This is a genomic window from Lysinibacillus sp. fls2-241-R2A-57, from assembly GCF_030209535.1.
Taxonomy (GTDB): Bacteria; Bacillota; Bacilli; order Bacillales_A; family Planococcaceae; genus Lysinibacillus.
The window spans coordinates 1-7,777 of record NZ_JARVRU010000177.1 but is presented as its reverse complement, the minus strand read 5'-3'; the positions used below and the strand labels follow the sequence as shown (position 1 = coordinate 7,777).

Annotated in this window: 9 protein-coding genes and 2 pseudogenes; 10 read left to right on the top strand and 1 reads right to left on the bottom strand. The window is 30.7% G+C overall.

The window, feature by feature from the left end; all coding sequences use genetic code 11:
- The coding region (locus QRN68_RS22875; protein WP_285399420.1) for a DUF418 domain-containing protein at positions 1-751 on the bottom strand (751 nt) is incomplete at its 3' end.
- Between the two features lie 358 nt (positions 752-1,109).
- Here QRN68_RS22875 and QRN68_RS22870 point away from each other — a divergent pair.
- The 10 genes and pseudogenes from QRN68_RS22870 (at position 1,110) to QRN68_RS22830 (ending at position 7,278) form a co-directional block, all read left to right on the top strand.
- Complete coding sequence (locus tag QRN68_RS22870) at positions 1,110-1,835, top strand: hypothetical protein (RefSeq protein ID WP_285399419.1); 726 nt, start codon at positions 1,110-1,112, stop codon at positions 1,833-1,835.
- 253 nt (positions 1,836-2,088) lie between these two features.
- Entirely contained in the window at positions 2,089-2,337 is a 249-nt protein-coding gene (locus tag QRN68_RS26985) for a pentapeptide repeat-containing protein (protein WP_350224369.1), read from the top strand.
- Positions 2,295-2,549 carry a pentapeptide repeat-containing protein gene (locus QRN68_RS22865; protein ID WP_285399422.1) on the top strand — a complete coding sequence of 85 codons (255 nt, stop codon included), beginning with the start codon at positions 2,295-2,297 and terminating at the stop codon, positions 2,547-2,549. Before QRN68_RS26985 ends, QRN68_RS22865 begins: the two co-directional genes overlap by 43 nt.
- 38 nt (positions 2,550-2,587) lie before the next feature.
- Positions 2,588-3,013, top strand: a complete 426-nt coding sequence (locus QRN68_RS22860; protein WP_285399417.1) for a hypothetical protein — start codon at positions 2,588-2,590, stop codon at positions 3,011-3,013.
- Between the two features lie 240 nt (positions 3,014-3,253).
- Positions 3,254-3,652, top strand: a complete 399-nt coding sequence (locus QRN68_RS22855) for a hypothetical protein (RefSeq protein ID WP_285399416.1) — start codon at positions 3,254-3,256, stop codon at positions 3,650-3,652.
- Between the two features lie 91 nt (positions 3,653-3,743).
- Complete coding sequence (locus QRN68_RS22850) at positions 3,744-4,913, top strand: suppressor of fused domain protein (protein ID WP_285399414.1); 1,170 nt, start codon at positions 3,744-3,746, stop codon at positions 4,911-4,913.
- 347 nt (positions 4,914-5,260) lie between these two features.
- Positions 5,261-5,659: pseudogene (locus QRN68_RS22845) on the top strand (SUKH-3 domain-containing protein); the annotation flags it as partial.
- A gap of 88 nt (positions 5,660-5,747) precedes the next feature.
- Complete coding sequence (locus QRN68_RS22840) at positions 5,748-6,200, top strand: SUKH-3 domain-containing protein (RefSeq protein WP_285399412.1); 453 nt, start codon at positions 5,748-5,750, stop codon at positions 6,198-6,200.
- A 331-nt stretch (positions 6,201-6,531) separates the two neighbouring features.
- Positions 6,532-6,953, top strand: a pseudogene (locus tag QRN68_RS22835) (DUF6985 domain-containing protein).
- A gap of 121 nt (positions 6,954-7,074) precedes the next feature.
- Complete coding sequence (locus QRN68_RS22830) at positions 7,075-7,278, top strand: hypothetical protein (protein WP_285399411.1); 204 nt, start codon at positions 7,075-7,077, stop codon at positions 7,276-7,278.
- The last annotated feature ends 499 nt before the right edge of the window (positions 7,279-7,777 follow it).

Sequence of the window (7,777 nt, the reverse complement as noted above, 5' to 3'; positions counted from 1 at the left end):
GAACCTCTGAGATGTTTTTGAAAAAAGTGTTCAACTTGATATTGCAATTTAGGAATAAATAAAATATAGGATTACCTAGAAAAAGAACATATAGTCCATTACGCATTGTATAAAAAGTTCTTTCCATAAAATTAGCATCCATTAATTGTTGAATGCTTCCATTTTGATGGGCATCTATCGTAACTTGCATGAGCTGACGACTTTCCTCTGACATTGGTATTGCCATAGTAGAATCGGAGGAAAGAGCTCCAAACGTTAAAAGTCCAAAAAGTAAGCTATATAAAGTTAAGCTAATGATTAACATAGCATTGGGCTTTAACTTATGCATAAGAAGGAGCAATAATCCTAAAATTGCGTAGTCCGTTAAAATATCTCCGAACCAAATGAAGTATGCATGGATACAACCGAAAATAAATAACGCAATTAGGCGTCTAGAATAAATTCTCCAGAAGTTTAATTGCTTTGCGGCTGCTCTTTCCTGCATGATGACCATTCCAAAACCGAACAGCATGGAAAAGAGCATGACAAATTTCCCATCGACAAACATAGAAAGAAGTGATTTGACTGTGTAATCAGCTTGATTCCAAAAAGAAGTCCATTCATTTTTAAAACTTGGATCTTCCTGCATGTAGACAGGATAAAGGAACCAAACAATATTTGCTAGTATGATTCCGAATAATGCGAACCCCCTTAATACATCGAGTGATTCAATCCGCTCTTTGGCAGAAATGGGTGAAAGCTTTTGTTTCATATACATTCATCCTTTTGATTATTATTTAGTTTCTTCAACAAGTAGGTCACTGCTGAAAAAACCTTTGTAAATGAAACTTTAACTTATAATTATCAAGATTTTATAAGGAAAACTTAGATATTATAATTTTTGTAAAATATTTTCGTGGAAAAATTAACCTTTCTTTATGTATACTTGGAAAAAATAGGTTGAGATATATCTGTTTTAGATTGGGAAAAGACAAACAGACAACGCAAGGATAATTTAAAGATTTTAATTTAAAGGTATAAAGGGAGGAAATGTGTAAAGTTGAAAGCGGAGACGTTGAAAAGTTTAAGTGTACTATGCTATCTGCAAAGCAGCTATTACACGAATAGACATGGGAATAATGATAAATGAAAGACAGATAATAAGCAATATAGAAATAAGATGGTACTTGTCTAGTCAGATTGTATGGATAGGTAAAGGGAAAAATTATTACGAAATAGAAACGTTGAAAAATACAAGTTGTGGTAGTTTTAATTGGTTATGGTCTGATGTAGATACTATATTATTTGATAAAGATAGTTTGGATTTTATAAGTGCAGTTATAAAATTGAATGAGCCAATAATAGTAAAAAGAGATAAAATGTCTATAGTATTTACAGAGGGGAAACATGGGAATTTGAAAATAAGTGAGGAACGGAATTTTGATTGTAAATTATCAGATTTTACCGAGTACTATGTTGAAGGGGATATATTACTGTCCTATTCTGAAAAATGGATCAGAACAAAGCCTTCCATTGAAGTAAAGGTGACCTTAGATTTTTCAATTGTTTTACAGAATAGCGAGATGATAGGAATTGTGATTTACAAGGCTAGTAAACACCTACTACCTGACAGTGAATATCTAATTGACGAAAATGAAAATATTGAATCTGACATTTGTATTATGCTAGGTAGTTTTTTTCAATTACTTGAAAAAATTGATGATGATTTGACACAACATGAAAGATCAGAATTAAAAAATTTATTTTTGGAAATTTACGAACAAGCATTACCCTATGATGACTTACGGTATAAGGCACTAAGAGACACTATATTAAATGTAATAGACTATATTTAATGGAATAATTATTCAATCTTTTGATATCATATATTTATGAAAAATACAGTACAACAAATGTTTTTAAAATAGACCACGCAAGCATATAGAGTATAGAATTTATGGTTATTACGGAGGGGCAAATGAATATATATGAGCAATTTAAGAAATACACTGATTATTCACTAGGATTATCAAAAGATAAGTGTAGTTTTTTTGAGGGTATGACCCTAAATAATACAATATTTACAGATAATGATTAAACAATAGTAGCATTTTAGAAATGAATTTTAAGGGATGTGATTTTTCGAAAGTTTACTTAAGTGAAGCTTCTTTATGCGGTAGTACTTTTGAGAATAATATTTATATTAAAGGGAACTCTGATTATGCAATATTTAAGAAATCAAATATTGCAGGTATTAATGCTTTTAGAACTAGTTTTTATGAGTGTAATTTTTCTGAAACGACGTTGACTCAGAGATACGTAATTGTTCTTTTATTAATGCGAGTTTTTCAAATGTAATATTTAAAGATGTAAATTTTGATATTTCTAGTTTTCACTCATCGATATTTCATAATGTGAAGTTTATTGATTGTTCATTTGAAAAATTAAGATTTGATGAAGCGGTTGGGATAGAAAGTGTAGATTTTAAGAATACAAACATCATTATAAATGGTGAAGCAAAAATTTATCTAGGGAATGAAATTAAAAACTATTTTTCTAAATTGGGTTGATACTTCTCTGATATAACAGTAAGCGAGGTAAATCTAAAATGAAAACTAGACTAGAAAACTTAATTTTTTCGTTAAAATTTACAGAAGCCATAGCCTTTGTGGATGGTATGGCTAAAGATGATTTCGAATGCAGTATTTTGGAATTGTGTTATAAATCAGAAAACATCATATATTATTCTTTTGTTTTAGACCTGTTAAAAAGGAAGGAAACAGCTTTTCTTCACTATATTGCTTCAATTATACTATCTCACCCATTATGTCATTTAAATGGGGCTTATCAAGCGGCATTTTATCACGCAAAAAAGGCAGTAGAATTTGATGAAGATGAAGTAGAACTTAAAGAATATTTATTATTTTTTAATGACATACCTGATAAATTACTTAGTGATCAAGAAGCTAAAACATTAGCTGAACAAATATTAAACTTAAAACCTAAAAGTGAGGTAGCAAAACAATACATTTAAATATCAAGAAAATATTTAATCATTGCATGAATATGAATACATTTTTTTGTGAGGAGATTACAATTATAGCTCTAGATAACAATACTAATATTACTACTTAGTTTGTTCGGAATTTACATTAGTGTTCCTGTTTGATTAGGATAAAGGAACCTAACAATATTTATACCTAGTATGAGTCCCATTAGGTTTCTGGTATATAGAACAGGATATTCTTGTAGATAAAAAGGTGGTTAGAACATTATGCATTTAAAGAACAAAGAACTGATTAAACGGACACTAAATGGTACATGGTTTTACGAGAGAATAGTAAATATTGAATATAATGTTGGAAATGATTTTGAAGATAATTATGTTGGAACAATGGATCTTACATTTCATGTTACCCTTTTACAAACAAAGGAACCATTCAAAATAAAGATTAGATATTATAATGTTGATGATTTAACGATAAGAAAAGCAACAACTTTTCCATTGTCGAGGGACTTAATTATTCATGATATGAAGGAGCAAGGTTTGGTAAGCAGCCAGCGTTATCATGTACATGATGATAGTGGATATGGTGAAAATGATGGATTCGAATTTATTGAGTTTTATTGTATCTCTATGGAAGTAATTTCAGTGGAAGAGTTTTACAAGTGATACAAAAAGGACAGCATCTCAATGCCGTTAGATATTATATAGGGATAATATTAGCCATGAACCCAGTAGAAAAGAAAGGGATGAAGCTAGTATGCAAAATGAAACCACAGATATTTTAGATTTTATAACAAAACAGTTTGGTCCTATCAATAATACAATCAGTGAAATCATACCTGGCAGTAGGGTGGCAATCGATATTCAAGTTATCCTGCCGTCGCAAGAAAATGATTTTATCACGCTTGTAACTACAGGAATGAGTGATTGTGCAATGGATGTTTCAGAAGAATGTAAGGGAAGTAAGTACGCTGAATTAGTCTTAAAGTGGCCTGCAAATTGGCCAATAAGTAGAAATGAAATGACGAACCAAGATTATTACTGGCCTTTGAAGTGGTTGAGAATGGTTGCTCACATTCCACATCAATATGATGGATGGTTAGAAGAAGGAGTCATGCTGCCAAATGGGGAACCTCCAACTCCATTCGCTTTCAATACAGCATTATCGTGTATTTTAATCAGTACATCTAAAGAAATGAGAAGTTTTATAGATTCGGAAAATAGAATCATTAATTTTTATACATTAATACCTATTTATACAGAAGAAAGAATGTTAGCTTTACAATACGGACATGTATATTTATTAGAAAGGTTTGAAGAGTTCGGAATTACAGATGTACTTGACATACAAAGAGAGAGAATAAAGAAAAAGGGAAAATTCAAGGACATAGGAAAATTTAAAGAAATTTCATTTAGAGGTAGAGTTGCATATGGCATAAGTTGTTTTGAAAATGCACTAATAACCTTAAACTATGATCTTAGTGACTGGAAACCAGTTGTAAATTACCTCTGGGAATTCACAAGTTCTAATAATTTAGATGATTGTAATTCAGCAACAGCCGAATTAATTCCAGATGGTCTATTGGAATCTAAAGAATATGATGAAGACGATTTTGAACGATTAACTGAAAATGAATTTTATTATTTGTATAATTTATATCAAAAAATTGATGAATCTATTGATACATTATTAACAGACATTCATGAGCTTGGACAAAGTCATGCTTATAGTAGTATAAGTGGGTACGGTGAAGAGAGTCTAAATTCATTAGAGATACTTATTTATACTATGATTGTAAACAATTTCCCTTTGCCGGACATTAAACCTTTTGAAAAATTTTCTATTAAAGAGGATAAAGGATGGGGGAATAAGTTTGATGGAACAAAATTATCAAAAATTCTACTAGAAGAATCGAGTACTTATTAGTGGCAATAAATACCTGGAAATAATAAGGAGAACATCTTGGTGGAGTATTTTAAAGATTCACTTATTATTCGAGATATCATTTTTGGAAGAGGCTTATTCCGACTTATAACATGAGTTAGAAGGAGTCTTGTGGAAGAAGAAAGCTATGACAAAGCAGGTCTGGAAGAGAATAAAGGATAAAGTTGGGAGCATCAGGCTTGGGAGTTAACCTGCAGAATGTTGAGGTAATCTTTTGTTGTGCTTTACCCCAGCTTCTAATGTCGGACAGATTTTATTAATGATTTTAAGAGGAAACTATTATGAAACCATTTTCTGAAGAAACAATTAAAATATAAAAACAGTCTGGTTGGTATCCAGGAAGGAATATTGATATACAAGATACTATCGACTTTTTACTATCAAAAAAATACACTTTATTTCCGCATTTAATAAAGATGCTTAGTGAGTTTGGTGAAATTGAATATATATTCAATCATCCAAATGGTAGAATAGAGTCTTTTCATTTGATACCTAAAATTGCTATAGGAGATTACTATGAGAAAGAAGATTTTGAAGAGATTGAAAGGAGGATGAATGAGCGTTTAATTCCCATTGGTGAAGCTTGTCGTGGAAATATGATAATGTTTTTGTCGGAAACTGGAAAAGTATATGGGGAAACTGGCTATTATTTGGAGAAATTCGGAGACAATATTTATGAGGCATTGGAGAATCTTTGTTTGTTTAAACAAGGAGAGGAAATAGAATAAATACATAAACAACTAATACTTTGAGTTATCACTTTAGTCCATTAATTCAGGAGCGAAGGGTAAAGCCTAAATCAAAGGATGCGAAATTATGGAAGAAAAGGTTCTGGCTTTACTTCAGAAAGCAGGTTGGTTTAAGGGACGTAAAGTTGATATAAGTAAATATATAGCTTCTTTAATTAATGGAGAATATATTATCTTTAATAGAGCGGCTGATTTTCTAAAAGAATATGGTGATTTGATAATCCAATTTGAAAATCCTAAAAGGTCGGATAGCTATTTTACGTTAACTATTAATCCAATTGAGGCAGCAAGTTCAATATTTCGCGAGGTATCTAAAAGTTATGAAAAATATTGCGCGGAGTCATTTGTTATCATTGGAGAAATTCCAACGATGGAGATGACTTGGTATATTTCTTCATCAGGTAAATTTTATGGAGGCTATGATGATTCTCTTATCTCTTTGGGTGATGATTTTTATCATGCGCTTTATAATATAGTGAGTGGAGCAGAATTGGAAGTTATTCTTGTTGAAGAGGGATAGAAGGGACAAGAGTATAGATGAAATCGCTGAATTAATCATAACGTTCTATGAATTTTGTCAAATAAAACGATTAAGAGCAAAAGAGTAGTGCAAATGTACTACTCTTTTTGTTATCTGAAAAATCTCAGAAAAAGAAGAACAATTGCTTGCCCTATCAAATCTATTACACTTCATAAAATTTAGAAATTGAAATTTATTTTATAATTACCCATATTAGGTTAATATTACATATGAATCTAGAACAAATAATTATATTACAAAGCTCACGAAGCTTCTTGACTAAAGGAGATGTTGAAAAGACAATTAGCAATCCAGTTTTTGGTATGACTATATTTGGACTAAGGTTATCAGTATTCTTTTTTTAGGAAAAGAAGCCGAGATTGCATTGATAATAGACGGTGATGAAGATGGCAAATTTGATGAAGATCAATATACAGCATACCAATCATTAATCCAAAATTGGGGACAATTGCAACAAAGTTTTTTGCAACCAATTTTAAACTATTATCAGCAAAAACGACATGAACTAGGCTATGATATTGAATTTAATGACACTATCCCTTAGTTGAAACTACCGACCAACTTCTTGAGCTGATTACGCTTGTTGGAATTGTTGTTCAATATGCTGGCATTTACGAAGGTCGAGATATCGGAATAACCTTCGACTGTACTTGGGATATGGAGAATGGTCTAGGACTCCGTTTAAGAAATGAAAAAGTAATAAAAATAGGGTATCAGGATGATGCAATTTAAAATTAGAAAAACCAAGTATATAAAAATTGAACTTACTTATATTGTTAAAACGGTGGGTATTATTCAATGGGAAAATTGATTTTCAAAAAATAAAGCATATAAACAAAAATAGGGGGATCTAATGGAGTCTCTACAAGACATTCAAGAACGTATAGTTAAAATTGATTGGTTTTCAAAATGTGGCGAAATATCAATTGTTAATACTAATCTGAATTATAAATTTGTGAAAAATTGGAGTGAAGTATCAAAAAAATGTAATAATAATTGGGACAATTTTAAATTAGGTATTAGAAATAAATTAACAGCATCTCTTCACGAAAATTGACGAGACCAATATAGAGAATGGAATAATATAACTGATGAAGCTAAATCTTTTCTTAAAGAAGATGTATTACATAAAATAGCCCAATATCTAAATGATAATGGAATTGACGAAAATGTATTTGAAAGTATTGAATGGGATTTACTTTCGTCTATGATGGAATATTCTTATTGCTCATACACTGGGTTTGGTTTTTATACAGAGCTTTTAAAAATATATGAAAGCGGACATATCCCATGCGGCTGGAAAGGGAAATGGCCAGAAGGTACAATACTTATTTTCTAAAGCGTTTCATAATAAAATAATACATCTAGGTAAAGGAGTTACTATGAAAAAAGAAATGAATGAATTGATTGGAAACAGTGAATTCTACCAACATATTCGGAAACATCTAGGGGAACCGAGTCATATTAATCTTGAAACTTTAACAGATATTAATGTTAACTTACACGCGTGTTGATTATCTAATTTCTTCCAATGAAAATTATACAAAAAGAGAGAT

Coding starts and splice junctions, on each gene's coding strand:
- QRN68_RS22870 (WP_285399419.1), top strand. CDS start 1,110: ATGGGAATAATGATAAATGAAAGACAGATAATAAGCAATATAGAAATA.
- QRN68_RS22860 (WP_285399417.1), top strand. CDS start 2,588: ATGAAAACTAGACTAGAAAACTTAATTTTTTCGTTAAAATTTACAGAA.
- QRN68_RS22855 (WP_285399416.1), top strand. CDS start 3,254: ATGCATTTAAAGAACAAAGAACTGATTAAACGGACACTAAATGGTACA.
- QRN68_RS22850 (WP_285399414.1), top strand. CDS start 3,744: ATGCAAAATGAAACCACAGATATTTTAGATTTTATAACAAAACAGTTT.
- QRN68_RS22840 (WP_285399412.1), top strand. CDS start 5,748: ATGGAAGAAAAGGTTCTGGCTTTACTTCAGAAAGCAGGTTGGTTTAAG.
- QRN68_RS22830 (WP_285399411.1), top strand. CDS start 7,075: ATGGAGTCTCTACAAGACATTCAAGAACGTATAGTTAAAATTGATTGG.